Annotated in this window: 24 protein-coding genes and 1 tRNA gene; 9 read left to right on the top strand and 16 right to left on the bottom strand. The window is 68.9% G+C overall.

The features are described 5' to 3' along the window. Window positions 1-26: 26 nt before the first annotated feature. Entirely contained in the window at window positions 27-545 is a 519-nt protein-coding gene (locus DX912_RS04595; protein ID WP_115841294.1) for a MarR family winged helix-turn-helix transcriptional regulator, read from the top strand. Window positions 546-722: 177 nt separating this feature from the next. On the opposite strand, the gene DX912_RS04590 is transcribed toward DX912_RS04595, so the two are convergent. The 3 genes from DX912_RS04590 to DX912_RS04580 all read right to left on the bottom strand — a co-directional run bounded on the left by DX912_RS04590 (window position 723) and on the right by DX912_RS04580 (window position 3,707). Continuing rightward, a complete protein-coding gene (locus DX912_RS04590) occupies window positions 723-2,231 on the bottom strand; it encodes a peptide MFS transporter (protein WP_115841293.1) in 1,509 nt (502 codons plus the stop codon). A gap of 156 nt (window positions 2,232-2,387) precedes the next feature. Then, entirely contained in the window at window positions 2,388-2,816 is a 429-nt protein-coding gene (locus DX912_RS04585; protein ID WP_115841292.1) for an NUDIX domain-containing protein, read from the bottom strand. A gap of 6 nt (window positions 2,817-2,822) precedes the next feature. Further along, entirely contained in the window at window positions 2,823-3,707 is an 885-nt protein-coding gene (locus DX912_RS04580) for a tryptophan 2,3-dioxygenase (protein WP_115841291.1), read from the bottom strand. A 209-nt stretch (window positions 3,708-3,916) separates the two neighbouring features. Between DX912_RS04580 and DX912_RS04575 the strand changes: the two genes are divergently transcribed. The 6 genes from DX912_RS04575 (at window position 3,917) to DX912_RS04550 (ending at window position 12,009) form a co-directional block, all read left to right on the top strand. After that, window positions 3,917-7,174, top strand: coding sequence for a lamin tail domain-containing protein (locus DX912_RS04575; RefSeq protein WP_181902704.1), 3,258 nt, complete (start codon window positions 3,917-3,919; stop codon window positions 7,172-7,174). Window positions 7,175-7,515: 341 nt separating this feature from the next. Then, window positions 7,516-8,586: a pyruvate dehydrogenase (acetyl-transferring) E1 component subunit alpha gene (pdhA, locus tag DX912_RS04570; RefSeq protein WP_115841289.1), complete on the top strand. Its 1,071-nt coding sequence runs from the start codon at window positions 7,516-7,518 to the stop codon at window positions 8,584-8,586. After that, complete coding sequence (locus DX912_RS04565) at window positions 8,586-9,617, top strand: alpha-ketoacid dehydrogenase subunit beta (protein ID WP_115841288.1); 1,032 nt, start codon at window positions 8,586-8,588, stop codon at window positions 9,615-9,617. The genes pdhA and DX912_RS04565 overlap by 1 nt, the downstream gene beginning before the upstream one ends. Window positions 9,618-9,620: 3 nt before the next feature. Then, window positions 9,621-9,983 (top strand): SH3 domain-containing protein, encoded by a 363-nt coding sequence (locus DX912_RS04560; protein ID WP_115841287.1) that lies wholly within the window; start codon window positions 9,621-9,623, stop codon window positions 9,981-9,983. Between the two features lie 95 nt (window positions 9,984-10,078). After that, window positions 10,079-11,500 (top strand): dihydrolipoamide acetyltransferase family protein, encoded by a 1,422-nt coding sequence (locus DX912_RS04555; RefSeq protein WP_115841286.1) that lies wholly within the window; start codon window positions 10,079-10,081, stop codon window positions 11,498-11,500. 122 nt (window positions 11,501-11,622) lie between these two features. Further along, entirely contained in the window at window positions 11,623-12,009 is a 387-nt protein-coding gene (locus tag DX912_RS04550) for a VOC family protein (RefSeq protein WP_115841285.1), read from the top strand. A gap of 112 nt (window positions 12,010-12,121) precedes the next feature. On the opposite strand, the gene DX912_RS04545 is transcribed toward DX912_RS04550, so the two are convergent. The 13 genes from DX912_RS04545 to birA form a co-directional block, all read right to left on the bottom strand. Continuing rightward, a complete protein-coding gene (locus DX912_RS04545; protein WP_115841284.1) occupies window positions 12,122-13,225 on the bottom strand; it encodes a GGDEF domain-containing protein in 1,104 nt (367 codons plus the stop codon). Between the two features lie 92 nt (window positions 13,226-13,317). Further along, the gene (locus DX912_RS04540; protein WP_115841283.1) at window positions 13,318-14,295 is read right to left on the bottom strand and encodes an MBL fold metallo-hydrolase; all 978 of its coding nucleotides are present in this window, start codon (window positions 14,293-14,295) and stop codon (window positions 13,318-13,320) included. Between the two features lie 91 nt (window positions 14,296-14,386). Then, window positions 14,387-14,698, bottom strand: coding sequence for a hypothetical protein (locus DX912_RS04535; RefSeq protein WP_115841282.1), 312 nt, complete (start codon window positions 14,696-14,698; stop codon window positions 14,387-14,389). Next, window positions 14,695-16,011: a tryptophan--tRNA ligase gene (locus DX912_RS04530; RefSeq protein ID WP_115841281.1), complete on the bottom strand. Its 1,317-nt coding sequence runs from the start codon at window positions 16,009-16,011 to the stop codon at window positions 14,695-14,697. The genes DX912_RS04535 and DX912_RS04530 overlap by 4 nt, the downstream gene beginning before the upstream one ends. A gap of 220 nt (window positions 16,012-16,231) precedes the next feature. Then, complete coding sequence (locus DX912_RS04525) at window positions 16,232-16,432, bottom strand: CsbD family protein (protein WP_115841280.1); 201 nt, start codon at window positions 16,430-16,432, stop codon at window positions 16,232-16,234. Between the two features lie 210 nt (window positions 16,433-16,642). Beyond that, window positions 16,643-16,795 carry an entericidin A/B family lipoprotein gene (locus DX912_RS04520; RefSeq protein WP_115841279.1) on the bottom strand — a complete coding sequence of 51 codons (153 nt, stop codon included), beginning with the start codon at window positions 16,793-16,795 and terminating at the stop codon, window positions 16,643-16,645. 191 nt (window positions 16,796-16,986) lie between these two features. Beyond that, the gene (locus DX912_RS04515; RefSeq protein ID WP_115841278.1) at window positions 16,987-17,118 is read right to left on the bottom strand and encodes an entericidin A/B family lipoprotein; all 132 of its coding nucleotides are present in this window, start codon (window positions 17,116-17,118) and stop codon (window positions 16,987-16,989) included. 183 nt (window positions 17,119-17,301) lie between these two features. Next, the gene (locus tag DX912_RS04510; RefSeq protein ID WP_115841277.1) at window positions 17,302-17,436 is read right to left on the bottom strand and encodes an entericidin A/B family lipoprotein; all 135 of its coding nucleotides are present in this window, start codon (window positions 17,434-17,436) and stop codon (window positions 17,302-17,304) included. A gap of 103 nt (window positions 17,437-17,539) precedes the next feature. Further along, window positions 17,540-18,463, bottom strand: a complete 924-nt coding sequence (rocF, locus tag DX912_RS04505; protein WP_115841276.1) for an arginase — start codon at window positions 18,461-18,463, stop codon at window positions 17,540-17,542. Between the two features lie 17 nt (window positions 18,464-18,480). Further along, window positions 18,481-18,556: transfer RNA gene (locus tag DX912_RS04500), tRNA-Thr, on the bottom strand. Between the two features lie 50 nt (window positions 18,557-18,606). Beyond that, complete coding sequence (locus DX912_RS04495) at window positions 18,607-19,341, bottom strand: SPOR domain-containing protein (RefSeq protein ID WP_115841275.1); 735 nt, start codon at window positions 19,339-19,341, stop codon at window positions 18,607-18,609. A 9-nt stretch (window positions 19,342-19,350) separates the two neighbouring features. After that, on the bottom strand, window positions 19,351-20,091 hold the full coding sequence (locus DX912_RS04490) for a type III pantothenate kinase (RefSeq protein WP_115841274.1): 741 nt from the start codon (window positions 20,089-20,091) through the stop codon (window positions 19,351-19,353). Next, a complete protein-coding gene (gene birA, locus DX912_RS04485) occupies window positions 20,088-21,077 on the bottom strand; it encodes a bifunctional biotin--[acetyl-CoA-carboxylase] ligase/biotin operon repressor BirA (RefSeq protein WP_115841273.1) in 990 nt (329 codons plus the stop codon). Before birA ends, DX912_RS04490 begins: the two co-directional genes overlap by 4 nt. 415 nt (window positions 21,078-21,492) lie before the next feature. Here birA and DX912_RS04480 point away from each other — a divergent pair, with 415 nt between their 5' ends. Beyond that, window positions 21,493-21,759: a hypothetical protein gene (locus tag DX912_RS04480; protein ID WP_115841272.1), complete on the top strand. Its 267-nt coding sequence runs from the start codon at window positions 21,493-21,495 to the stop codon at window positions 21,757-21,759. 21 nt (window positions 21,760-21,780) lie between these two features. Then, window positions 21,781-22,530, top strand: a complete 750-nt coding sequence (locus DX912_RS04475) for a M90 family metallopeptidase (protein WP_425477904.1) — start codon at window positions 21,781-21,783, stop codon at window positions 22,528-22,530. Window positions 22,531-22,542: the final 12 nt, after the last annotated feature.

The following is a 22,542-nucleotide window of genomic DNA, read 5'->3' as shown; positions in this document are numbered from 1 at the left end:
AAACCATAATCAAGGCACATCGCATCATGAATGCGCGCGACCCCGGAATTCCCAAGCTCAACCAGGGCCCGCTCGGGCCCCTGCCCGGCCACGCCCAGCTCGACCTTGAGCATTTCCTGCCGTACCGGCTCTCGGTGCTGAGCAACCGCGTGAGCGGCACGATCGCGCGCATCTACACCGAGCGATTCCAGCTCAGCATCACCGAATGGCGGGTGATGGCGGTGCTAGGCCGCTATCCGGGGCTGTCGGCCAACGAGGTCGCCCAGCGCACCGCGATGGACAAGGTCGCCGTGAGCCGCGCCGTCGCGCGCCTGCTCGATGCGGGGCGTCTGGATCGCGAGATCCACGGCGACGACCGGCGTCGTTCGGTGCTGAAACTGTCCGAGGGCGGCTACCGCATCTATGACGAAGTGGCGCCGCTGGCGTTGGCGTTCGAGCGACGCCTGCTCGACGGCATCGACGACCAGGAGCGCGCCGTGCTGTTCCGCCTGCTCGACAAGCTGGACGAACTGGAACTGCGGGCCGAGGCGGAAGGGGTTTCGTAGGCCCTTGCTCGCGCGGCCACCCTGCGATGCGAACTGCGGAAACCACAACGGCGACCCGAAGGTCGCCGTTGTTTTTTCCAGCACCGCGATTTGAAGGTCTGCGGGCCTGGATCCCGGCCTACGCCGGGATGACGATCCGGCAAAGCCGCTCGCGCAAAGCGCGAGCGGGCCGGATCGTCACTTCACCCCATGCATCAGTCGCTGCACGAGCGGCGCGATGAGGAACAGCAGCACGCCCGGGATCACCAGCGCCCAGAAGCCGAAGGTGTAGCCCGACAGCGCCGACTGCACGTTCATGCCGGTCTCGCCCGACACGTGGCTGGCGAAGATGCCCGACAGGTTGTTGCCGATGCCGGTCGACAGGAACCAGCCGCCCATGCCGAAGCCGACCAGGCGCACCGGCGCCAGCTTGGTCACCATCGACAGGCCGATCGGCGACAGGCACAGCTCGCCGATGGACTGGATCCAGTACACCGCGAACAGCGTCCAGAACGGGATCTTCAGCGTCTGCGGATCGACCAGCGTCGACAGCGCGAACATCAGCAGCAGGAACGCCAGGCCGTTGAAGATCAGGCCCAGGCTGAACTTGCGCGGGATCGACGGGTTGTGGCGGCCCATCTTCACCCAGATCCACGCGATGATCGGCGCCAGCGTGATGATCGCCACCGAGTTCACCGACTGGAACCAGCCCACCGGGAACGTCCAGCCGCCGAAGTCGCGGTTGACGATCTTCTCGGCGAGGAAGCTGAAGGAGCTGCCGGCCTGTTCGAAGAAGCACCAGAACAGCACGTTGAACGCGAAGATGATCAGCATCGCGATGACCATGTCGCGCTGGCGCGGGCCTTCGCGGACGCCTTCCACCAGCAGCAGGATCGCCAGCGCGACGAACATCGCCGTGAGCACCCACTGCAGCGAGTCGGCGCCCATGCTCAGCAGGAAGTAGATGCCGGGTATCGCGATGATCGCGCACAGCGCGGTGATCGCCAGGCGCTTGCGGCTCTCGCTGCCGACCGGCGGCAGGCCGATGCCCTGCAGCTGGCCGCGGCCGATCCAGAACCAGACCAGGCTGATCAGCATGCCGATGCCGGAGGTGATGAACACCACCTTGTAGGCCGGCATGTCGGGCGAACCGAACACGTTCTCGGCGAACCAGCCGGTGATCAGCGGCGAGACCATCGCGCCCAGGTTGATGCCCATGTAGAACAGGGTGAAACCCGAGTCGCGGCGCTCGTCGCCGACGGCGTAGAGCTTGCCGACCATCGTGGAGATGTTCGGCTTGAACAGGCCGTTGCCGGCGATGATCGTCGCCAGGCCGAGCTTGAAGACCTCATGGTTCGGCATCGCGATCATGAACAGGCCCGCGGCCATGATCGTCGCGCCGAGCAGGATTGATCGCTGGTAGCCGATCACGCGGTCGGCCACGTAGCCGCCGAAGATCGCCGCGGCGTACACCAGTGCCAGGTAGGCGCCGTAGAGCTGGTTGGCGGGCGTCTCGCCCGTGCCGCTGCCGTCGTAGAACTGGGCGACGATGTAGAGCACCAGCGCCCAGCGGATGCCGTAGAACGCGAAGCGCTCCCAGAACTCCGTCATGAAGAGCATCCACAGCGGGCGCGGATGGCCCATGGTCTGTGGGAATGCGGGAAGAGGCGCGGCCTGGCCGGGCGTCGGTGTAGCGGTTCCGCTCATGCGGTGTCCCCCGTGGTGGATCAAGTACTGACAAAGGAAAACCCACGCCGGGCGGCACGGGACCGGGGAGGATTACCGGGCCGCGCCCCTTCCGTCAAACACACGTGAAGGCGGAAAAGCCGTGCTGCGGCGCAGCATCCGGCTGAACAGGGACGATCAGGGCCGGCCGGCGGCGGCCGAGGCTTCGACCGCCAATGCGAGCAAACGCGGGAAGTCCGGATGCGCGTCGCGCAGCTTCGCCTGCGCGTCTTCGAGCGCGCACCAGCGCAGTTCGGAATGCTCCGCGAGGTTCGCCGGCTCGCCGGTCCAGTTGGCGACGCGGTACAGCCGCAGGCGCCACGGCTCGGGCTCGGCACCTTCGAGGTCGCCCAGATAGAACAAGTCGTGCGCCTCGACGACGAGCCCGAGTTCCTCCGCCAGTTCCCGCGCGATCGCCTGCTCGCCGCTTTCGCCCGCCTCGACGTGGCCGCCGAAGACGTCCCACGCACCGGCGAGCCAGTCGCAATCATCGCGTCGCCGGCCGAGCAGCACGTGTCCGTCGCGCACCAGCAGCGCGCCGACGCAGTCGTGCACGCGGCGCGCCATCGACCCTTACTCCGCCGGTGGCGAGTGGTACGCCGGGCCGCCGCCGATCATCGTGCGCACGTCGAACAGCTCGGGGAAGAAGGTGAGGTCCAGCGCCTGCCGCAGGAAGCCGACGCCGCTGGATCCACCGGTGCCACGCTTGAAACCGATGATGCGCATCACCGTGCGCATGTGGCGGAAGCGCCACAGCTGGAACTGGCTTTCCAGGTCGACCAGGTCCTCGCACAGGTGGTACGCGGCCCAGTGCGCGTCGACGTTCTCGTAGATGCGTTCGAACACCGGCAGCAATTCGGGATCCGCCACGTGCGATTGCGACCAGTCGCGTTCGACGTGGCGCGCCGGAACGTCATGGCCATGGCGCGCGAGGTAACGCAGCGCCTCGTCGTAGAGGCTGGGCGATTCGAGCACTTCGCGCAGCGCACCTTCGGCCTTCGCGTCGTGCGCGAACACCTTCAGCATCGACGCGTTCTTGTTGCCGAGCAGGAATTCGATCGTGCGGTACTGCAGCGACTGGAAGCCCGACGACGGGCCGAGGATCTCGCGGAACTTCATGTAGTCCGACGGCGTCATCGTCTCCAGCACCGACCACATCTCGGTCAGCTGGCGCAGGATGTTCTTGCAGCGCGCGAAGATCTTCTGGCATTCGCCCAGGCGATCCTCGCGCAGGTTCGCGATCGCGGCCTTCAGCTCGTGGATCATCAGCTTCATCCACAACTCGGCGACCTGGTGCTGCACGATGAACAGCAGTTCGTCGTGCTGCGGCGGGTTGGACAGCCGCTGCTGCGCCGACAGCAGCGTGTCGAGCTGCAGGTAACCGGAATAGCTCATCCGCCCTTCGAAATCGGTGTGGATGCTCGATTCCAGTTCGCGCTCGTTCTTCTCGACCGTCATTGCAGGCTCGGGTGACGCCGGAAGGTTCCGGCCAGGGGATGAAAAGGGTAGCGCATCGACGCCGTTCGCCCGGACGGACGGTCACCCGCGTGAAATACCCGCGACGGACGATGCGGCAGACTCGGCCGGTCCGCGAACAGGGGCGTGGGCAAGCGAGGAACGCTCACTCGGGCGGCCCGACGGGCCCGCCCACCAACGGGGAAAGACTTATGGACAGGGTCAGGGGCCGCGTCGCGGCCGCGTTGTTCTCCTTCGCATCGCTGCTGGCGCTGGCCGGCGGCGCGCAGGCGCAGGTGGTCATCAGCCAGGTCTACGGCGGCGGCGGTGGCGGCACGGCCGTCTTCGCGAACGACTTCGTGGAGCTCTACAACCGCGGCACCACGCCAGTGTCGCTGGCCGGCATGTCGGTGCAGTACGCCAGCGCGACCGGCACCGGCAACTTCAGCGGCGTCGCCGTGTTGCCGGCCGCGACCGTGCAGCCGGGCAAGTATTTCCTGGTCGCGATGAGCGGCGGCACGGCCGGCGCGCCGCTGCCGACGCCCGACGCCACCGGCCCCGCGGCGATGGCCGCCGGCGCCGGCAAGGTCGCACTCGTCCGGCAGGCGGCCGCGCTCGCCTGCAACGGCGCAAGCACGCCGTGTTCGGCCGAACAACGCGCACTGATCGCCGATCTGGTCGGCTACGGCAACGCCAACTTCTTCGAAGGGGCCGGCGCCGCGCCGACGCTCAGCGCCGCCACGGCCGCGCTGCGAAACAACAACGGCGCGACCGACACCGACAACAACAATGCCGACTTCACCGCCGGCACGCCGGCGCCGCGCAACAGCGGCTCGACGCCGACGGAGCCGGAGCCCGCGAAGCCGCGCACCATCGCGCAGATCCAGGGCAGTGGGCTGCGTTCGCCGGAGGAAGGCGAGCGCGTGGTGACCGAAGGCATCGTCACCGCACTGAAGTTCAACAACGGCTTCTTCCTGCAGGCCGCGAACGACGACGGCGATCCGTCCACCTCAGACGGCGTGTTCGTCTTCACCAGCGCGGCGCCGCCGGCCTCGGCCGCGGTGGGCAACCGCGTGCGGGTGACGGGCAAGGTCGAGGAGTTCGTCCCGGCGTCCAACGTCAACCAGCTCACGATCACCGAGATCACCGGCGCGACGGTGGAACTGCTCGAAACGGGCGTCGGGCTGCCAGCACCGGTCGAACTCACCGCCGCAGAGCTGTCGCCCGCTGCCACGCCGGCCACGCTCGAACGCCTCGAAGGTATGCGCGTCAGCGTGGCGAGCGCGGTAGTGGTCGGCCCGTCGGAAGGCCGCATCGACGAGGACGACGCCACCGCCAGCAGCGACGGCGTGTTTTACGTGACGTTGCCCGACGTGCCGACGCCGTTCCGCGAACCCGGCATCGGCGTGATGGACGCCGCGCTGGCGACGCTGCCGCCCGGCAAGAACCCGCCGCTGTTCGACACCAACCCCGAGCGCCTGATGGTCCGCAGCCGCGGCCAGGTCGGCGCGTTCGCACTGTCGGCCGATGCCGGCGCGCAGGCGGCCGGGCTGCTTGGCGTGCTCGACTACTTCGGCGGAACGTGGGCACTGCTGCCCGACACGGCAACGCCGCCGACCGTCACCGGCGGCCGCCTGCCGCAGGCCGTGAACGATGCGCAGCGCGACGAGGTCACCGTCGGCGGCTTCAACCTGCTGCGCTTCTTCGACGAGGTCGACGACAACAACGGCGCGCCGACGATCAAGCCCGAAGCGCTCGACAGGCGCCTGACGAAGACCGCGGGCGTCATCTGCGATTACCTCAAGACGCCCGATGTCCTCGGCGTGGTCGAAGTGGAGAACCTGCGCGTGCTCGGCATGCTCGCCGACCGCATCAACGCAAGTTGCGCGAGCGCACCGCAGTACGTGCCGTACCTGTCGCAGGGCAACGACGTGGGCGGCATCAACGTCGGCTTCCTCGTGGCAACGCGCAGCGTTGGCGCAGGCGTCTCGCGCGTGGAGGTCCGTGAGGTCGTGCAGTTCGGCAAGGACGCGACGCTCGCCAATCCCGACGGCAGCACCAGCCTGCTCAACGACCGCCCGCCGCTCCTGCTGCGCGCCACCGTGCATCACGACAACGGCGCGACGTATCCGGTGACGGTCGTGGTGAACCACCTGCGTTCGCTCGGCGACATCGATTCGACCGCGCCGGGCAGCAACGGCTGGAGCACCGACGGCGCACGCGTGCGGGCCAAGCGCGGCGCGCAGGCGGCGTACCTTGCCGGCCTGGTGCAGCAGATGCAGACCGCGAATCCGGACGAGAAGATCGTGCTGGTCGGCGACTTCAACGCGTTCGAGTTCAACGACGGCTACGTCGACGTGCTCGGCGTCATCAAGGGCACCGAAGCCGCGGAAGACCAGGTGCTGACCTACGTCGACAGCCCGGTAACGACGCCGCTGATCGACGGCTCGGAACTGATCGCCGATCCCGCCGAGCGTTACTCGTACGTTTTCGCCGGCAACGCGCAGACGCTCGACCACGTGCTGGTGAACGAAGCGGTGGTGATGGGCGCTTCCGCGGTCTCCGTCAAACATGCGCGCATCAACGCCGGCTTCGCGGTGGATCACTTCGGCGATACCTCGGTGCCGCTGCGCGTGTCCGACCACGATCCGGTGCGGGTGGCGATCCGCGTGCCGCAGTTCCGCAGCGCGAACCTGTCGACCACGGCTTCGGCGTCGCCCGCGACGCTGCGCGCCGGTGAAGTGGCGACGTGGACCGCAACCGTGCACAACGCCGGCCCCGACGCCGCCGATGGCGCCGCGGTAGCGTTCGCGTTCGATGCGAACGTGACGCCGGCCATCGACGTGCCCGCCGGCTGGACCTGCGACGCGCCCGTGCACGACGCCGGCACGACGACCGTCGCCTGCACGCTCGCCTCGCTCGCCTCGCAACAGAACGCGACGTTCACGCTGCGCACGACGATGCTGGCGCTGGCGAACGGCAGCGTGGTGCGCATGGCGGTCGCCGCGCGCTCGCAGACGCGCGATCCGTCCAACGCCGACAACGACGCCGTCGCGCAGGTCACGGTGGTCACTGCCGCCGACCTGTCGGTGCGCATTGAAGGCGGCGCGCTGCCGGTGCGCAAGGGCGCGATCGCCACGTTCCTGGTGCCGGTACGCAACGCCGGTCCGGATGCCGCGGTGCAACCGACGCTGACGATCGACGGCAACGTCGCGGTGTCGGCCGCGGCCGTCGCCGCGCCGGCCGGCTGGAGTTGCGCGCGCGTCGCGACGACCTCGGGCTTCCGCGCGCAGTGCACGCGGAACGCTTCGCTCGGCACGAACGTGCAGTGGTTCGCCTTCGCGATCGTCGTGCCGGAGCGCCCGCGCACCGGCACGCAGCTGGAGTTCAACGCACGTGTCGAATCGGCCACACCCGATCCCGACGCGTCCGACAACACCGACACGCTGACGGTGGCGATCCGCCGCTGATCGGCGACAGGTGACCACAAGGAAGGGCGCGGCGAACCCGCGCCCTTTCCGTTTCCGAGCCGCGCATTCAGCTGCGTTCCATACCGCCGCGTCCGGCGTCGTCTAGCGTCTTTTCCGCAAAGTTGCATGCCGCACCGCGCAACGGGCCTTTACGCGCCCTTGGGTATCATCCCGGGCTACAGCGCGTCGCTACGGCCCGGTTTTTCCAAGGCCGCCGGCGCGCCTCGGAGCCAGGTCGGGCATGCCCCGGCCCAGCCCTCCGAACGGTCCTGCGCCGGCACTGGATCCGGGACGCGGCCGCTTCGGCTCCCTGTCACCGACACCCAGTCAGGACTTCCGCGATGACGGTCGCCGCGACCTTCGAAATCGAATACCTGCAATACCTCGGCGCCGACGGCAAGCCCGTCGCCGAGCTCCCCGCCGCGTTCCGCGATCCCAAGGCGCTGCTGCCGCTGTTCAAGCAGATGCTGTTCGTGCGCACGTTCGACGCGAAGGCCATCGCGCTGCAGCGCACCGGCAAGCTCGGCACGTACGCCAGCTGCCTCGGCCACGAGGCCACGCACGTGGGCATCGGCGCGTCGATGCAGCCCGACGACGTGTTCGCGCCGAGCTATCGCGAATACGGCGCGCAGTTCATGCGCGGCGTGCTGCCGCGCGAAGTGCTGCTGTACTGGGGTGGCGACGAACGCGGCAACGACTTCTCCGGCCCCAAGCAGGATTACGCCTGGTGCGTGCCGATTTCCACGCAGTGCCTGCACGCCGCCGGCGCCGCGCTGAAGTTCAAGCTGATGAAACAGAAGCAGCTCGCCGTGGCGTGCTGCGGCGACGGCGGTTCGTCGAAGACCGACTTCTACGCCGCGCTCAATTCGGCCGGTGCGTACCAGCTGCCGCTGATCCTGTGCGTGGTGAACAACGGCTGGGCGATCTCCGTCCCGCGTTCGGCGCAGACCGGCGCGAAGACACTCGCCCAGAAGGGCCTCGCCGGCGGCCTGCATTGCCTGCAGGTGGACGGCAACGACCTCATCGCCGTGCTCGAAGGCATGCGCCGCGCGAGCGAACGCGCGCGCAGCGGCGAGGGCGGCAGCGTGATCGAGTTCATGACCTATCGCCTGCACGACCACACCACCGCCGACGACGCACGCCGTTATCGCGACGAAAGCGAAGTGAAGGACGCCTGGACGCGCGAGCCGATCGCGCGCCTGCGTGCCTACCTCACCGCGCAGGGCGTGTGGAGCGAGGACGAAGAGAAGGCCTGGGCCGAGGAATGCGGCAAGAAGGTTGACGTCGAGATCAACGCCTACCTCGAAACGCCGGTGCAGCCGGTCGAGGCGATGTTCGATTACCTCTACGCCGATCCGCCGCCGGACCTGCTGGCGCAACGCGCCTTCGCGCTCGCACAGGAGGGCCGCTGATGAACGCCGAAGACAAGAAGAAGATCGAATCGGCCAAGTCCGTCGGCGCGCCGGCGGCGATCACGCTGATCGAGGCCATCACGCAGGCGCTCGCGTATGAAATGCGCGCCGACGACAAGGTGCTGGTGCTCGGCGAGGACGTCGGGGTCAACGGCGGCGTGTTCCGCGCCACCGCCGGCCTGCAGCAGCAGTTCGGTCCGGAGCGCGTGCTCGATACGCCGCTGGACGAAACCACCATCGCCGGCCTCACCGTCGGCCTCGCCTCGCAGGGCATGAAGCCGGTAGCCGAATCGCAGTTCGACGGCTTCGTGTACCCGATGGTCGACCACATCATCTGCCACGCCGCGCGCTTCCGTTACCGCACGCGCGGTCGCCTCAGCTGCCCGATGGTGCTTCGCGTGCCGTGGGGCGGCGGCATCCGCGCACCGGAACACCACAGCGAAGCGAACGAAGCCATCTTCACCAACGTGCCGGGCCTGCGCGTGGTGATGCCGTCCTCGCCCGCGCGCGCCTACGGCCTGCTGCTCGCTGCGATCCGCGATCCGGATCCGGTGATCTTCATGGAACCCAAGCGCATCTACCGCCAGTACAAGGAAGTCGTGCCCGACGACGGCGAAGCGCTGCCTCTGGACGTGTGCTACGTGCTGCGCGACGGCACCGACGTGACGCTGGTGACGTGGGGCGCGCAGGTCAAGGAAGCGCTGGAAGCGGCCGAAAAGCTCGCCGGCGAAGGCATCAGCGCCGAGGTCATCGACGTCGCCACGCTGCGTCCGCTCGACTTCGACACCATCGCCGAATCGGTCAGCCGCACCGGCCGTTGCGTGATCGTGCACGAAGCACCGAAGACCGCCGGTTTCGGTGCGGAAATCGCAGCGCGCCTGGCCGAGGAATCGATGTTCGACCTGCTCGCACCGGTGGAACGCGTGACCGGCTACGACACGCACATCCCGCTGTTCCGCCTGGAAATGAAGTACCTGCCGAGCGTCGACCGCATCGTCGCGGCCGCCAAGCGCACGCTGGCGGCTAGCTGAGCCATGCGCCACGCACGCGTCGTCGTCTCGCACAACGCGCCGGATCGCCCGCCGATCCGGCTCGCGCGCGGCGACGCCGTGCAGCTGGGCGATCGCGACACCGGCTGGCCCGAGTTCGTGTGGACCACGATCGCCGAAGGCCATGAGGGCTGGGTGCCGGCGAAGCTGTTCGATCGCGAACAGGGCCCGGCCACCGCGCTCGACGATTACGACACGCGCGAGCTCGACACGCAGGCCGACGAAGTGGTGACGCTGCAGTACGAACTCGCCGGCTGGTGGTGGGCGCGCAACGCGCTCGGCCACCAGGGCTGGATCCCGGCGCGTTCGCTCGAACTGCTCGACGACAACGACGGCGAGGACGCGTGACCGCGACGCCGGCGGTTTCCACGTTCCGGCACTGAATACCCGCCCGCCGCGCACCGCGCGAGGGCACCACCGCACTCCAACGAGACAACGACCGTATGGCCAACACGAAGAAGACCTTCCTGCTCCCCGACCTCGGCGAGGGCCTGCCCGACGCGACGATCGTCGAGTGGTACGTGAAGGAAGGCGACACGATCCGCCTCGACGACAACCTGGTGTCGATGGAAACGGCGAAGGCCGTCGTCGACGTGCCCTCGCCCGTCTCGGGCACGGTCGTCCGGCTCGCCGGCGCGGCGGGCGACGTGATCGTCACCGGCAAGATGCTGGCCGAGTTCGAGATCGATCCGTCGATGCCGCAGCGCGCCGAAGGCCAAGACACCGGGCACCACCACGGCGCCGGCAGCCACGCGCCGGAAGACGGCGACAAGGTCGTCGCGTCCGACGAAGGCGGCGTGATCAGCGATGCCGGCGAGGAAGCACCGAAAGGCGAGGCGCGCGCGGATTCGGGCACGGTCGTCGGTGCGATGCAGAGCTCCGATGCGGTGCGCAGCGAACAGGCCGTCGCGGTGGGCGGCGTCAAGGCGATGCCCGCCGTGCGCGCAATGGCGCGCAAGCTCGGCGTCGACATCGCGCGTGTCCGTGCGTCCGGCGCCGATGGCGTGGTGACGATGGACGACGTGAAGCGCGCGGCCGCCGACGGTTCGGCCTCGGGCATCGCGCCGTCCGCCCGGGTGAAAGGCACCGGCGGTGCCGAACTGCCCGCATCCCGCCCGCACCCCAGCCCTGCCCCGCAAGCGGCACCGTCGACGACGGCGCCGGCGCGCAGCACGCTGTCGCAGGGCGGCAAGCCGATGCGCACGCAGCCGCCGGGCGTAGCCGCCAGCGGCCAGCCGGAACAGCTCAAGGGCGTGCGCCGCAACATGGCGCGCGTGATGGCCGACGCGCACGCGAAGGTCGTGCCGACCACGCTGTGCGACGACGCCGACCTGCACGCGTGGCTCGGCAAGCAGGACATCACCGCGCGTCTGGTGCGCGCGATCGTCGCCGCCTGCAAGACGGTGCCGGCGCTCAACGCATGGTTCGACGGCGAGACGCTGACGCGCACGCTGCATCCGCATGTGGACATCGGCATCGCCGTGGATACCGAGGACGGCCTGTTCGTGCCGGCGCTGCGCAACGCCGACATGCTCGACGGCACCGGCGTTCGCGGCGCGATCCAGCGCCTGCGCGCGCAGGTCGAGGACCGCACGATCCCCGCGACCGAACTGAGCGGCTACACGATCTCGCTGTCGAACTTCGGCATGTTCGCCGGCCGCTACGCGACGCCGGTCGTCGTGCCGCCGTGCGTGGCGATCATCGGCGCCGGTAAGCTCAGCCATGACGTGGTCGCCGTGATGGGCGGCATCGAAGTGCACCGCCGCATGCCGATCTCGCTGACCTTCGACCACCGCGCCTGCACCGGCGGCGAAGCGGCGCGCTTCCTCAAGGCGCTGCTGGACGACATGGCCCTGCCCCAGTAACGCACCCGTAGCCCGGGCAAGGCGAAGCCCAGCCCGGGTTTACCTCGCTGGACAAGCTGCTGACAGGAGGTTGTCAGCAGCTGCGGTACAACCTGCTCCCATCATCCAACGGGAGTCCTGCCATGGCGCACCGCAGCCGTCTTGCCGGTTTCATCATCGACTGCAAGACCGACGACCTCGACGCCGCCGCCGATTTCTGGAGCCAGGCGCTCGGCGTGACCATCGCCGACCGCCACGCGGGCGACGACACCGCCGAATACCAGAACTTCGGAAACACGCCGGGCGATCTGTACATCGAAGTGCAGAAAGTCGACCACCCCTCGCGCGTGCACCTGGACATCGAAGCCGACGACATCGATGCCGAAGCCGAACGGCTGGAGAAGCTCGGCGCGAAGAAGGTCGCGTTCGTGAAGCGCTGGTGGGTGATGGAAGCGCCGACGGGCCAGCGCTTCTGCGTGGTGAAGATGAAGGAGCCGGAGAAGCGGTCGGTGCCGAATGAGTGGCCGTGAGCGGCGCCTGGCGATCAGCGACAAGCCGCGGCAAACGAAGCCGTCATCCCGGCGGAAGCCGGGATGACGGCAGATCGCTGAGGCACCGGCCCAACGGGATGCGACGCCTGCTTCACGCATGATGCAGCGGCGTATCGTCCACCACCACGCGATTGCGGCCCGTGGCCTTCGCGCGATACAGCGCCTGGTCGGCGCGGTCGAACACCTGCTCCGACCAGTCGCGCGTCGGCTCGCCTGCCGCGATTCCCATCGACACGGTGAGCGCGAACGGCAGCGGCGCGACGGCGATGCGCTGGCGGATCCGTTCGGCGACCTGCGCGGCCTGCGCGAGGTGCGTATCGGGAAGCAGGATCAGGAACTCCTCGCCGCCATAACGCACGGCGATGTCGCCCTCGCGGATCGACGCGTTGACCGCATCGGCGACGGCGCGCAGCGCGCGATCGCCCAGCAGATGCCCGTGGCGGTCGTTGACGTCCTTGAAGTGGTCCACGTCCAGCAGCATCAGCGTGTACGGCGACTGCTGCAGCAGCCGCATCGCCTCGGCGTTGTCGCGCAGCTGCGCGAGCGCGGAACGGTTGAGCAGCCCGGTGAGCGCATCGTGCGTCGCGCGATGTTCGAGCAGGTCGTGGCGACGCTGCAGGTCGGCGCGCGCATCTTCCAGCCGTTGCGCGAAGGCCTCGCGCTCGCTGAGCAGCCGGCGCTGCTCCATGGCGTAGCGGCGAAGCTCCAGAAGGTGCTGCGTCTGTCGCGCGAGCACCTCCAGTCCCTCGCGCTGCGCATCGGTGAGCGTGCGCGGTTTGTTGTCGAGCACGCACACCACGCCGAGCGGCTGTCCGTCGGGGCTCAGCAGCGGCACGCCGGCGTAGAAGCGCAGCGGATCGCCCTCCACGCGCATCGTCGGGCGCGGCAGGTCGGGATGGTCGTAGAGGTCCTCGACGACGAGCATGCGGTCGGGCTGGCGGATCGCGCGGTCGCAGATCGCCTCGCTGCGCGCGGTCTCGCGCACGTCCAGTCCGATCTGCGCCTTGAACCACTGGCGATCGTGGTCGATCAGCGAGATCGCGGCGGCCGGCACGTCGCACAGCGTGACCGCCAGCCGGACGATGTCGTCGTACGGCTGCTCCGCCACCGAACCCACGACCGCATACGCATCCAGCGCGGCCTGTCGGCGCGCCTCGTCGGACGGTGGTGGAAGAAGGGGTCGCGGAGCGGGCATGGCGCATTGCCAAAAAGGTCGCTAAGGCTACTCCCGGCCCGCCTGCGGACCCGTGATCGAGCCCACAACCTGCGCGGCTGCCGCCGCATCGTTCAGCCGCCCGGCGTACTGCTGCGAACCTGAACAGGGCGCGCCGCCGCGTTCTCGCGGGCCAGCCAGATTTCCAGCCCCTGCACGTTGAGCTCGATGTCGATGGCCAGCAGCGCTCGGACCTCCTCCGGCGCCAGCGGCGAGCCGTGCACGCGGGCGCGGTCGATATATAGCACCGCCAGCGCCTCGACCAGCCGCTCGTGCCGGTCGGCGTGGCCGTCGGCCTCACGGGCGAGCGCGACCATGGCGTCGATCTGCGCAATGAGGTCGCTGCCCAGGCGCGCCACGTCGCCGACGCGCCCGTAGTGGGTCAGGTGCATCGCCACCGGATCGCGCGCGAGCATCGTGCGGATCGACGCCTTCAGCGGCTCGGGCTCGAACTGCACCGGCGAGGTAGTCGGGATCACGAACGGCTCGCCGTGCGCGTTGTCAAACTCGCGATACGACAGGCCGAACGTGTCGCCGGTGAACCAGCTGCGGCTGCGCTCGTCCCACACGCACAGGTGATGGCGCGCATGGCCGGGCGTATCGATGCACAGCAGCGGACGCCCGGCCAGGTCGAGCGTCTCGCCGTCACGCACTTCACGCACGCGCGCGGCGTCGACAGGGGCGATTTCTCCGTAGCTGCGCGCGATTTCCTCCTCGCCGTACACCGCGGTGGCGCCGGCGACGAGGCGTTCGGGATCGATCATGTGCGGCGCGCCGCGCGGATGCACGGCGAGCGTCGCGTTCGGCAGCGCGCGCATCAGCGCGCCGGCGCCGCCCGCGTGGTCCAGGTGCACGTGCGTGAGGATCAGCCAGTCGACGTCCTGCGGTTGCAGGCCCTGCCACGACAGCGCATCGAGCATCGCCGGCACCGAGTGCTGCGTGCCGCAATCGATGTACGCGCCGCGTCCGTGTTCGACGATGAGGTAGGCGGCGTCGAAATTCGGCCGCTGGAATCCGGTGTCGATGGTGACGATGCCGTGCGCGTCGTTCATGCCGTGCGGCTCCTCGTGGGCGTCCCCGCAGTCTAGGGCGCGCGACGTGACGCGACGATGCGGCTTTGGTCGGAACGCCGCGCCGCTTAGCTCAGCGCGTGCGACGCAGCCAGCGACGGCGCACGAAGAACGCCACCGTCAGCACCGCCAGGAAGACACCGTATCCGACAGCGGTCGCGAGGATCTGCTGCCACATCTTCCCGTACACCGGATCGGCATTCGCATGCGACCAGTACAGGCTCAGCAGGAATGCGGTGAATGCCAGCAGCAGCGCGACGCCGTCGAAGAGCTTGCGATGCGCCGTCCGCGGCTGCCGCGGGAACATCCAGTACAGCGTTCCGAGGATCGCGAACCACGGCAGGAACAGGATCAGCGCGAGGTTGAGCTCGACGAACGGATTCATGCCTTCTGCGCGCTCTTTTCCTGCTCGGCCTCGACCACGGCGGCGAGCGCGTCGCGCACGTCGTCCTGCGTGACGCCGTCGGCGGATGTCGACGCTTCGAACAGCGCATCCACGCCGCTCGCACCGGACTTGAGGCCCGCAATCAGCGTGCCCGCGTCGCGCGCGGAATCGAAGGCGCGGCTCTGCGCCAGCAGGCGGTCGCCATCGACGAACTTGAAGTAGAAGCGGCCGTCGGCTTCGCGGTACTGCTTGAACGCCGGCGCCGTCGCCTTCGTGATCTTTGCCTTTCCATCGACCTGCGCCTGGGAGAGGTCGCGAAGGCCGACCGCGCTGCGCAGCGTGTCCAGCGTGGGCCGCGCGTAACGCGTGCGGAGGCGCTGTGCGCCGTCGCGCAGGATGGCTTCGATGTGGGCCGGCTGTGCGATCAGCGCGTCGTACTTCTCGCGCAGCGGCGAAATCTCGCGGTCGATGCGCTCGAACAGCGCCTGCTTCGCCTCGCCCCACGCGATCCCGTCGGCGAACGCACGGCGCATCGCGGCGGTTTCCTCGTTCGACGCGAACGCCTGGTACAGCTGGAAGACGTTGGAGTTGTCCGCGTCCTTCGCCTCGCCCGGCGCGCGCGAATCGGTGACGATCGAGTAGATCAGCTTCTTCAGCGTCTCGCGCGGAGCGAAGAGCGGGATCGTGTTGTCGTAGCTCTTGCTCATCTTGCGGCCGTCGAGGCCGGGCAGCGTCGCCACGTTCTCGTCGATCACCGCCTCGGGCATCACGAAGTGGTCGCCGTAGAGGTGGTTGAAGCGCTGGCCGAAATCGCGCGCCATCTCGATGTGCTGGATCTGGTCGCGACCGACTGGCACCTGGTTGGCGTTGAACAGCAGGATGTCGGCGGCCATCAGCACCGGGTACATGAAAAGACCGGCGCTGACGCCGGCGTCATCGTCCTCGCCCGCCTCGCGGTTCTTGTCCACCGCGGCCTTGTAGGCGTGCGCGCGATTGAGCAGGCCCTTGCCGGCGACGCAGGTCAGGAACCACGTCAACTCCTGGACCTCCGGCACGTCGCTCTGGCGGTAGAACCACACCTTGTCCGGCTCCAGCCCGCAGGCGAGCCAGGTCGCGGCGATTTCCAGGGTCGAACGCTGCACGCGCGCCGGGTCCTGCACCTTGATCAGGGCGTGGTAGTCGGCCAGGAAGTAGAAGCTCTCCACGTCGGGCGCGCGGCTGGCGGCGACGGCGGGGCGGATCGCCCCGACGTAATTGCCCAAGTGCGGGGTGCCCGAAGTGGTGATGCCGGTGAGGACGCGCGTGGGGCTCATGGAACGCTGACTGCGGGAAACGGCTTGACAGTGTACCTGCCGGGCGGGCCAGCCCGTGCCCCGCGCGACGCCCAGGGCCGCTGTCGCGCACGGCCCGTCGCCCGGTCAGGCAAGAGAAAGGCGGCCGCTCTCGCGACCGCCTTTCCGATATCGCTTTTCGGTTGCGCGCGCCGGTGGCGTTGGTCGCCCCGGTGCCGGCGCGCGCGCCGCGTTCACTGCATCAGTTCAGCGACTTCTCGAAGTCGCGGACTTCCTGCTGGGCGCGATCGCGTTCCCAGCCATAGCGCTCCTGCAGCTTGCCGGCGAGGTATTCGGCGTTGCCTTCGGCGACGTCGAAGTCGTCGTCGGTGAGATCACCCCAGCGCGCCTGCGCCTTGCCCTTCAGCTGGGTCCACTTGCCGGCGATGATGTCTTTGTTCATCCGTTGCATTCCTCTTGTCGTGGGAGGCGGGTGCGTCATCGCACCGCACGCACAGGATCGCAGCGAGCTCATTCGCAGGAAGTCGTCGTTGCGTTAGAGAGGGTTTGATATCGGTGAACGCGCGCAAACCGCGACGTCCACAACGCTGAAAAACAAGGGGCCGGATCGCTCCGGCCCCTCGCCCACCACCCTCGATCGAATGCGTGCGGATCAGCACTTGCCGTCCTTGCAATCCTTCGCCGTGTCTTCAACTTTTTCGCCCGCGCCTTGAATGTCCTTGCCGGCGCCAGCGACGGTGTTGCAGGCGCTCAGGAAGCTCATCGAGAACATCGCCAGCAGCAGCAGAGCCATCAAACGCTTCATGAAAGTCTCCTCGACTCGTGAACCAGGCACGTGGTTCCGTGCGGTGAATCCATCTGACGCGCGCCACCGTGAAAGCGAAGTGGATTCTGCAGCGTGCATTCAGCGCTCGGCCAGACTGACGGCTTCGCGTTTCGCAAAAAGAAAGGCCGGGCGATGCCCGGCCTTTCCTGCGTTCGGTGCGAGCGCGGCGATTACTTCGCCGCGTCTTCGACCTTCTCGCCCGCCTTCTGCACATCCTTGCCGGCACCGGCAACGGTGTTGCACGCGGTCAGCGTGCCGACGGAGAACAGGGCGAGCAGCAAAAGGGCCATCAGACGCTTCATGGGATTCACCTCGATTCGTTGGGACTGCATGGTCACGCTTGGAGCGTGCGCGTGCATCTGACGCGAGGTGCCGTGAAAGCGGGGTGGATGCCACCCCAACGGGCGATGACCGCCCTGAAAAACAAAGGCCGGCGGGTGCCGGCCTTTGTCGCGATCATGATGTCGGGCGCCGCGATGCGCCGATCAGTTGCTCGCCTTCTGGTCGATCTTCTGGCCGAGCTTTTCGACATCCTTGCCCAGGCCTTCCATGGTGTTGCAGCCGTTGAGCAGGACGAGCGACAGGGCGACGAGCAGCAGCGTGGCGATGGAGCGCTTCATGGTCTCTCCGGGAGACGTGATCGATTGGGGCCGAAGGATCGCATGCCCGCGCGGGCGCCGCACCTGCCGGCCGGGCCGGTCCTGCGGCGGGCGTGCCGACGGTTCAGTCGCGCATCAGCGTGGACTTGCCGAACAGGCTTTCCACCAGGTCCACCGCCAGCCGCGCGGTGCGGTTGCGCTTGTCGATGATCGGATTGAGTTCGACGATGTCCAGCGAGGCCATGCGGCCGGTGTCGGCGATCATCTCCATCACCAGCTGCGCCTCGCGGTAGTTCGGCCCGCCCGGCACCGTGGTGCCCACGCCCGGCGCGATGCTGGGGTCGAGGAAATCCACGTCGAAACTGACATGCAGGTGCGTGTTGTCGTCCACGCCTTCCAGCGCTTCTTCCATCACGCGCTTCATGCCGATCTCGTCGATGTAGCGCATGTCGTACACGTCCAGTCCGTACTCCTGCACGAGGCGCTTTTCGCCCTCGTCGACCGAACGGATGCCGATCTGGCGGATTTCGTCCGGCCGCACCGCCGGGGCTTCGCCGCCGAGTTTGGTCAACGCATCCGGACCCAGACCGCACAGGCAGGCCACGGGCATGCCGTGCACGTTGCCCGACGGCGTGACCTGGTGCGTGTTGAAGTCGGCATGCGCGTCCAGCCACAGCACGCGCAGCTGCTTGCCGGTGGTGCGGCAATGGCGCGCGACGGCGGTGATCGATCCCAGCCCGAGGCAGTGATCGCCGCCGAGCAGGATCGGCATGCGGCCTTCGTCGAGCTCCGTGCTGACGGCATCCATCACCGCGCGGTTCCACGCGACCACTTCGGGCAGGTGGCGGTAGCCTTCGACGGGCTTCTGCCAGGGATTGCGCGGACCGTCGAGATTGCCGCGATCGATCACGTCCACGCCGCGCTTGATGAGCGCCTCGCCCAGGCCCGCGATGCGCAGTGCTTCGGGGCCCATGCGCGAGCCGCGGTGGCCTGCGCCAACGTCCGTCGGCGCGCCGATCAGCGAAACGGGAGGATAGGTGCGACTCATCGAACGGCGTCCTCGTCTGGTGCCGGCAGTCAGAATCGAACTGACGACCTACCGCTTACAAGGCGGTTGCTCTACCAACTGAGCTATGCCGGCGAAGAAGGGCCATTCTAGCCTGCGCAGCCGCGCAGGTTGGTGTCGATGCGTCAGCGGATGCGCGCGCAGTCGAGTTCGCGGGCCGGCACCTGCACCGCGGCTTCGGCGCGCGCGGGGTCGAACTCGGGTTTGGCGATCAGGTCCAGCCACACCGTCGACGGCCCGCCCTCGCCCAGCGGCTCGGCGCGCACGGCGAAACCGGCGGCGGTGAGGCTGTCGGCGCGGCGGCGCGCGGAATCCTCGTTACGGTAGCGACCCAGTGCGATGGAATTCGCCTCGGCACCCTGGCGGACGATGAAGTAATCGTTGAAACCCGCGGCGGTGATGCGCTGCGCGGCGGCCTGCGCCTCGGGCAGGCTGGCCATCGGCGGCAGGTACACGCGCCAGCCGCGTGCGCTGCTGCCGCTGCGTTGCTCGCGCGGCACGACGCGGGTCGCCACGGCCATCAGCACCTCGCGCGCGTTCGCCGCGGCGGCGCCATTGGCGAAGGGACCGATGCTGTAGCAGCGCGCGTTCGATGCAGCACTGGCCGGAACCGCGCTGGCGACCGGGGTCGAAGGCGCGGCAGGCGGTGCGAACGCTGGCGCGGCCGGAGCGGTCATGGGCGCGACGCCGGGCGCAGGTGCGTTCGCGGCCTTCTTCGTTTCGCTCACCAGTTGCAGCCGTGCGACGTCGGCGGGCGGCACGAAGTCGGGCGCGGCCGCCGGCGGCGCGCGCAGCGTCCACCACGCGGCGACACCGAGATTGAGCACCAGCAGCAGGACGACCAGGGCGCGAGCGAGCATGGGGCGATTCTAAGCGGCCGTTTCGACGCAGGCCCAGCGGGCCAGGCCTTCCAGCACCAGCGTTGCGACCTCGGTCGCGTTCGGCAGGTGGCGGGCCAGCGCCTCCGACCCACCGCCGTGCAACAGGACGGTCGGCGCGGTGCCGAGGCGCGCCGTCGCGGCCGCGATGCTGTGCTCGATCAGCGCGACGCCCGCGCCTTCGCAACCGGACGCAAGCGCGTCTTCGGTATCGGACGCGAAGTACTCGTAAACGCCGCCCACCTCCGGCAACTGCGGCGCGCGTGCATGCAGCGCTTCGCGCATCAGCGTGGGCGACGGCGCGATGCGACCGCCGAGATGGAGGCCGTCCGCGTCGACCAGGTCGATCGTCAGCGCCGTGCCGACGCCGCACACCAGCGCCGGCCCGCGGACGCGCGTGCGGGTGCCAAGCAGCGCAAGGAAGCGGTCGACGCCGAGCTTTCGCGGATCGGCATAGGCGATGCGCAGTTCGTCGAAACGCGGCTGCGTGCGTGCAATGGAGATCCTGCCGCAACGCGACGCCAGCGCATCGAGCACCGCCACGCGCAACGTCGGTTGCGCGACGCTCGCGAGATAGGCGACGTCGATGCGCGCGGGCAGGTGCTGCGCCATCGCGGCAGCGACATCCTCTTCGCGATGCGGCAGCGCGATCGCGTCGCCGATGGAACCGTCCGCACGCAGCGGCGCGCATTTCAGGCGCGTGTTGCCGAGGTCGAACAACCACGCGCTCATGCCGATGCCCCGCTGCGGACGCTGACTTCGCCGGAATGGAAACTGCGTTCTTCGCCGTCGTCCAGACGCACGCGCAGCGCGCCATCGTCGGCGAGGCCGAGGGCGGCGCCGTGCAGTTCGCCGGTCGTGGTGTGCAAGGTGACCGCACGTTCGGCCAATGCATCGAGCGCGGCGTAGCGCTCGCGGAAGGGCGCGAGGCCGTCCGCATCGAATTCGTCCAGTGCCGGCAGCAACCCGGCGAGCACGGCCGCGGCGACCCGATTCCGATCCGGCAATGCGTCGGACAATCCCGCCAAGTCGCTCCACGGCTGGTCGATGCCGGCGGCGACAGCGGCCGGCATGCGCACGTTGATGCCCATGCCGATCACCGCGCGCACGGGCCCGGCGTGTTCGCCGCCGCCCTCGACGAGGATGCCGCCCAGCTTGCGCAGCGTGCCGTCCGCGGCGGGCACGACGAGGTCGTTCGGCCACTTCAGTTGCACGGCGAATCCCTCGGAACGCAGCGCCTCCGCCGCAGCGACCCCGGCGACCAGGCTCAGCCCGCCCAGCCTCGCGAGCCCCCCGCCGAACTGGCGCGATACCGACAGGTACAGGTGCGCGGCCAGCGGCGACGCCCACTGGCGCCCACGACGGCCGCGGCCGCCGGTCTGGCGCTCGGCCAGCAGCACCTGCGCGCCACGCTCGGGCGACGCCCGGCGGAGCAGTTCCGTATTGGTCGAATCGATGGACCACGCGGTCTCAAGCGAGGCCAGCGATCCCTGCACCGCGGAGGGCAACCCGGCGCGGATCGCTTCGGCGTCGAGCAGGTCCATGGGGGTCGCAAGCGCGTATCCGCGCCCCGCCCGCGCTTCGATCGGCACGCCTGCCTCGCGCAGGGCCTCGATGCGCTTCCACACGGCGGCGCGGGTCTGCCCGGCGTCGCGCGCCAAGGCGTCGCCCGACACCGGGCCGGCGATCAGCCGCTGGAGCAGGTGACGGTCGTCCATCAGCGGGCCGGCCGGATCGCGGTCGGGCCGGCGCAGGAATGGGCGGCGAAGTCGGGGCGGGCGGGCGTCATGGGCGGGGATTATGCGGGAGCGGGTCCCGGCCGACGAACGGCGTTCTGGCATGCCGAAGGCGGGTTGGAATGCCGGTCCGGGGACACCACGGGCGGCGATTCGGCGGGACGATGGCCGGGCGCGATGAAGCGTTGCAACGCTTTGCGCCACGGGCGCATCGATAGGAGATGATGGCGTCGGAAAGGCGTCGTCCGGATCGACGACACCGCCGGCACCGGCGGCACCCGCCTGAACACGGAGAGTTGTTGCCATGCACCATCCGCCCGCCCGGTCGACGCCCTTTTTTCGCGCTATAGTCCAGCATTACCCGGGGTCTACCCCGGGTCCGTCCGAGGATTCCGCCATGCTCCGGATCTGCCTGTGCCTGCTGATCGTGGTCGCCAGCTCGACCGTGGCTGCGCGCGAGATCAAGCTCAGCTCCGCGAACAGCGGCAGCTGCCCGGAAGCGTCCTCGATCGCACGCGACAGCGCACGTGCGACCCCGCGCGCGACCGCCCCCGTTCGTGACGTCAAGCCGGCCCGCCCGAGCGTCCACAGCGATGCCGCCGGCAGCGCCGGCCGCATGCAGTCGCCGCGCTGGCACAGCTTCCTGCCGGGCATGTTCCGCTGATCCGTTCGCGGGCGTGGTGATTTGCTGAGCTTCTTCCGGCGCCTGCGGCTTTCGCCCGCGCCCATTCCCGACGAGTTGTGGCACGCCGCGCACGTGCGCGTGCCGTGGCTGCGCGCGCTCGATACGTCCCGCGACGCACGCCTGCGCCAACTCGCCGTTCGCTTCCTGCACGAGAAGACGATCACGCCCATCGGCGAACTCACGCTGGACGACGAACAGCGCGTGAGCCTGGCCGCACTGTGCTGCCTGCCGCTGCTGGAATTCGGCGCCGAAGGCCTGCGCGGCTGGTCGCAGCTGATCGTCTATCCCGACGCGTTCCGCGTGAACCGCACGCACGTCGATGCGGCCGGCGTGCTGCACGAGTGGGAAGACGAACTGATCGGCGAAGCGTGGGAAACGGGGCCGATGATCCTCTCGTGGGCCGACATCGTCGCCGACTGCGAAGATCCCAATGCCGGTTTCTGCGTGGCCGCGCATGAGATGGCGCACAAGATCGACGCGCTCGACGGCGCGCTCGATGGCACGCCTCCCCTGCCCCGCCCGTGGCAGAAGGAGTGGGCGCGCGATTTCCAGACGGCGTACGACAAGCTTGCGAAGCAGGTGGATCGCGGCCGCGACACGGCCATCGACGGCTACGCCGCCGAAGCGCCCGAGGAATTCTTCGCCGTCGTCACCGAGTACCACTTCAGCGATCCGCAGACATTGCGGGCAGAAATGCCGCAGGTCGCGGCGCATCTGGAACGCTTCTACGGACCGTCGCCGTTCGCGTGATCGTCGTGCCGG

Source organism: Lysobacter soli, from assembly GCF_003382285.1.
GTDB lineage: Bacteria > Pseudomonadota > Gammaproteobacteria > Xanthomonadales > Xanthomonadaceae > Lysobacter_J > Lysobacter_J soli.
The sequence above is the reverse complement of the archived record's forward strand: the minus strand, read 5'-3'. Positions and strand labels throughout refer to the sequence as shown.

What these genes read in the sequence shown, in the direction of transcription:
- DX912_RS04515 (WP_115841278.1), bottom strand. Translation starts at nt 17,118, where the DNA reads ATGAAGCGTCTGATGGCCCTTTTGCTGCTCGCCCTGTTCTCCGTCGGC.
- DX912_RS04560 (WP_115841287.1), top strand. Translation starts at nt 9,621, where the DNA reads ATGCGCCACGCACGCGTCGTCGTCTCGCACAACGCGCCGGATCGCCCG.
- DX912_RS04545 (WP_115841284.1), bottom strand. Translation starts at nt 13,225, where the DNA reads ATGCCCGCTCCGCGACCCCTTCTTCCACCACCGTCCGACGAGGCGCGC.
- pdhA (WP_115841289.1), top strand. Translation starts at nt 7,516, where the DNA reads ATGACGGTCGCCGCGACCTTCGAAATCGAATACCTGCAATACCTCGGC.
- DX912_RS04510 (WP_115841277.1), bottom strand. Translation starts at nt 17,436, where the DNA reads ATGAAGCGCTCCATCGCCACGCTGCTGCTCGTCGCCCTGTCGCTCGTC.
- rocF (WP_115841276.1), bottom strand. Translation starts at nt 18,463, where the DNA reads ATGAGTCGCACCTATCCTCCCGTTTCGCTGATCGGCGCGCCGACGGAC.
- DX912_RS04580 (WP_115841291.1), bottom strand. Translation starts at nt 3,707, where the DNA reads ATGACGGTCGAGAAGAACGAGCGCGAACTGGAATCGAGCATCCACACC.
- DX912_RS04490 (WP_115841274.1), bottom strand. Translation starts at nt 20,091, where the DNA reads ATGAGCGCGTGGTTGTTCGACCTCGGCAACACGCGCCTGAAATGCGCG.
- DX912_RS04565 (WP_115841288.1), top strand. Translation starts at nt 8,586, where the DNA reads ATGAACGCCGAAGACAAGAAGAAGATCGAATCGGCCAAGTCCGTCGGC.
- DX912_RS04525 (WP_115841280.1), bottom strand. Translation starts at nt 16,432, where the DNA reads ATGAACAAAGACATCATCGCCGGCAAGTGGACCCAGCTGAAGGGCAAG.
- DX912_RS04590 (WP_115841293.1), bottom strand. Translation starts at nt 2,231, where the DNA reads ATGAGCGGAACCGCTACACCGACGCCCGGCCAGGCCGCGCCTCTTCCC.
- DX912_RS04555 (WP_115841286.1), top strand. Translation starts at nt 10,079, where the DNA reads ATGGCCAACACGAAGAAGACCTTCCTGCTCCCCGACCTCGGCGAGGGC.
- DX912_RS04550 (WP_115841285.1), top strand. Translation starts at nt 11,623, where the DNA reads ATGGCGCACCGCAGCCGTCTTGCCGGTTTCATCATCGACTGCAAGACC.
- DX912_RS04540 (WP_115841283.1), bottom strand. Translation starts at nt 14,295, where the DNA reads ATGAACGACGCGCACGGCATCGTCACCATCGACACCGGATTCCAGCGG.
- DX912_RS04585 (WP_115841292.1), bottom strand. Translation starts at nt 2,816, where the DNA reads ATGGCGCGCCGCGTGCACGACTGCGTCGGCGCGCTGCTGGTGCGCGAC.
- DX912_RS04535 (WP_115841282.1), bottom strand. Translation starts at nt 14,698, where the DNA reads ATGAATCCGTTCGTCGAGCTCAACCTCGCGCTGATCCTGTTCCTGCCG.
- DX912_RS04575 (WP_181902704.1), top strand. Translation starts at nt 3,917, where the DNA reads ATGGACAGGGTCAGGGGCCGCGTCGCGGCCGCGTTGTTCTCCTTCGCA.
- birA (WP_115841273.1), bottom strand. Translation starts at nt 21,077, where the DNA reads ATGGACGACCGTCACCTGCTCCAGCGGCTGATCGCCGGCCCGGTGTCG.
- DX912_RS04595 (WP_115841294.1), top strand. Translation starts at nt 27, where the DNA reads ATGAATGCGCGCGACCCCGGAATTCCCAAGCTCAACCAGGGCCCGCTC.
- DX912_RS04480 (WP_115841272.1), top strand. Translation starts at nt 21,493, where the DNA reads ATGCTCCGGATCTGCCTGTGCCTGCTGATCGTGGTCGCCAGCTCGACC.
- DX912_RS04520 (WP_115841279.1), bottom strand. Translation starts at nt 16,795, where the DNA reads ATGAAGCGTTTGATGGCTCTGCTGCTGCTGGCGATGTTCTCGATGAGC.
- DX912_RS04530 (WP_115841281.1), bottom strand. Translation starts at nt 16,011, where the DNA reads ATGAGCCCCACGCGCGTCCTCACCGGCATCACCACTTCGGGCACCCCG.
- DX912_RS04495 (WP_115841275.1), bottom strand. Translation starts at nt 19,341, where the DNA reads ATGCTCGCTCGCGCCCTGGTCGTCCTGCTGCTGGTGCTCAATCTCGGT.